General features: G+C 63.9%; 2 protein-coding genes. One reads left to right on the top strand and one right to left on the bottom strand.

What is annotated here, in order from left to right:
- Positions 1-186: 186 nt before the first annotated feature.
- Entirely contained in the window at positions 187-522 is a 336-nt protein-coding gene (locus tag MA876_RS18795) for a DUF1294 domain-containing protein (RefSeq protein ID WP_248153017.1), read from the top strand.
- Between the two features lie 1,235 nt (positions 523-1,757).
- Here the strand turns inward: MA876_RS18795 and MA876_RS18790 are convergent.
- The gene (locus MA876_RS18790) at positions 1,758-2,033 is read right to left on the bottom strand and encodes a hypothetical protein (RefSeq protein ID WP_248153016.1); all 276 of its coding nucleotides are present in this window, start codon (positions 2,031-2,033) and stop codon (positions 1,758-1,760) included.
- Positions 2,034-2,340 lie beyond the last annotated feature (307 nt).

Here is a 2,340-nt window from a genome sequence, read left to right as displayed (position 1 = left end):
GCTGCTCCGCGAGCTGCTGCTCATCGATGATCTCTCCCGTCACGGGATCGATCATCTCGATGACATCGGTCATCGCCCTTCCTTTCAGTCAGGCCAGACCAGATCCACCGTTAATCAGACAGTCCCTCGGCGCTGAGCTGGTCGGTACTGGTCGCGTTCGTAGCCGCGTTCTCGCTGGCCTACTTCGTGCTCGACCTCCCGTGGTGGATGCCAGCGCTGTACGGCGCTTTGAGCGTCGTCGCGTTTGCGGTTTATGGGATCGATAAGGCGGCGGCGCGAGGTGGTCGGCAGCGGATCTCGGAGCAGATGCTTCTCGTACTCGGAGTGTTCGGCGGCTGGCCGGGCGCGCTCTTGGCGCAGCAGTTGTTCCGACACAAGACCCGCAAGCGCTCGTTCCGCCGCGCGTTCTGGGGCACTGTCCTGGTCAATGTCGCCGCGCTGACCGGACTCATCACCTTCGCGACGGTGAACGGTGTCGCACTCGAGGTCCCACTCGGCGCTTTGTCGCTGAAGCATCCCTGATCCGAGCTTGCGGACGAGCCGCAGGCTGCGGGATCCTCATGCGAACGGCGCCCGTAGACCGGGCGCGAATCGTGCGCCGCGCGTTTCAAGTGCTTCAGATTCTTGAGGTTGCGCGGATGCCTGATGCGGCTGGAGTTTCAGCGCGGATTCAGACGTCGTGCGTTCTCGTCGCGCACCATGGACGGCAGTGCGAACAGGTCGACGAGTAGCCAGATTCCGCCGGCGATCAGGAGCGGGACACCGACTGCGACGCCGACCAGGAACCATCCTGCCCACCAGATGCAGAGCAGCGCGATCGCGGATCCGATGCGGCCCAGGTAGAACCGATGCGCGGCGAAACCACCGAGTAGGAAGAAGGAGGTAGGCGATACCCACCTCCTTCTGTGGCTGGGCTGTTTGCGGCGCGAACGGACCCCACGACCGGCCGTCCCACCACTGGAGGAGCCCCGTCGGGCCTGGATACCATCCCGCAGGCTGAGCAAACGAGTTGCCCTGCGGCGCATAGGCGGGAGGCAGTTGTTGCGGTGGGATCACGACCGTCGGCGCGGGAAGCGTGGGAGACAGCGCTGCCCACTCCACCTCGGGAGTGGGCGCGCCGATGACATCGGTCGTCCACTCGTACCCGTTCCAGTAGCGTTTCCCGCCCCCAGCCACGGGGTACCAGCCGGGCGTTGCCGCCGGCGCGTCATTGGACATCCAGTCCCTCCCCAGAACAGACCCAGTGTCGCTCAACATAGCGCGAGGATCGCGGGGAGCGAAGCCAGTTCTGGCGGCCGACACGATCTCGAGAACCCTGAAGCTCCCGATGCCGATCTTTGAGCGAGCAGCGCACGTTCGAGGCACTCTGTGGGATCGTGCGCTTAGGATCGTTCCCCGCCCGGAATTGATCACGGAATCCTCGGGGTCGGAGTATGTGTGCGACGGGCATTTACGGAAATTGGCAGCAGATGCACTGCGCGCCGGAGCGTCCGGGGGGCTCTGGTGCGTCGGTCGACCAATCGATGCTCGCGCTGCCGAAGAGCAGTGCGAGACCAACTGCCGCCAGGGCAACACGGCTCGCGGTCAACGGAAGCGGCGGAGTTCCATCCTTCGCAAACCACCCGGAGCCGACAGCGCGGTTCTCTTTCCAACTGAAGCACTGGTCAGCACCGATCAGTCCGATGCTCACGACCGTCGCGGTCGCGCCAAGAATAAGTAGCGCGTTCTGGAGCCACACCATGACGTTCTGCCCGTGCTCAGGTCGACGACGGGGCCGGCGATGGGTCGCCGAACACGACGGAAGCGGCGAGGTCGCCGTTCACTATCGCTGCAATGAGGATCAACACGATTCCGGCGACGGCGAGCGGAACTTTGTCCGCCAGCGCCTTCAGCGTCTCGCTGACTGCCTCGGAGATGGCTGGGCCGCCCGCCGCCGCAGATGCGGCTTTAATGCCAGCCACCATCGACACAACAATTTGAGCGACGACAAGCCCGACACCGCAGCCGAGCGCCGCGATTGCGATGATGCTCATCACTGACTCCCCAGAAGCCGCCGACATCGTTGTCGGATGGCTCATCGTGGCAGAAGCGCTCAGAGCCCGCAAGAGGTCGCGGTTCAAGCCGACACCCGTATCGTCTGAGACTCAGCGATTGCACGCTGAGTGGAGCCGGGGCTTCGAACCATCCCTTTTGCGAGCAGTGTGCCGATCGGGGGGGACTGTCTGATTAACGGTGGATCTGGTCTGGCCTGACTGAAAGGAAGGGCGATGACCGATGTCATCGAGATGATCGATCCCGTGACGGGAGAGATCATCGATGAGCAGCAGCTCGCGGAGCAGC

Origin of the sequence: Microbacterium aoyamense, from assembly GCF_023155855.1 — a bacterium.
GTDB lineage: Bacteria > Actinomycetota > Actinomycetes > Actinomycetales > Microbacteriaceae > Microbacterium > Microbacterium aoyamense.
This window is presented reverse-complemented; position numbering and strand designations above follow the sequence as displayed.

Excerpts from the sequence above, each read along its gene's own strand:
- MA876_RS18790 (WP_248153016.1), bottom strand. The coding sequence starts at position 2,033 with ATGAGCATCATCGCAATCGCGGCGCTCGGCTGCGGTGTCGGGCTTGTC.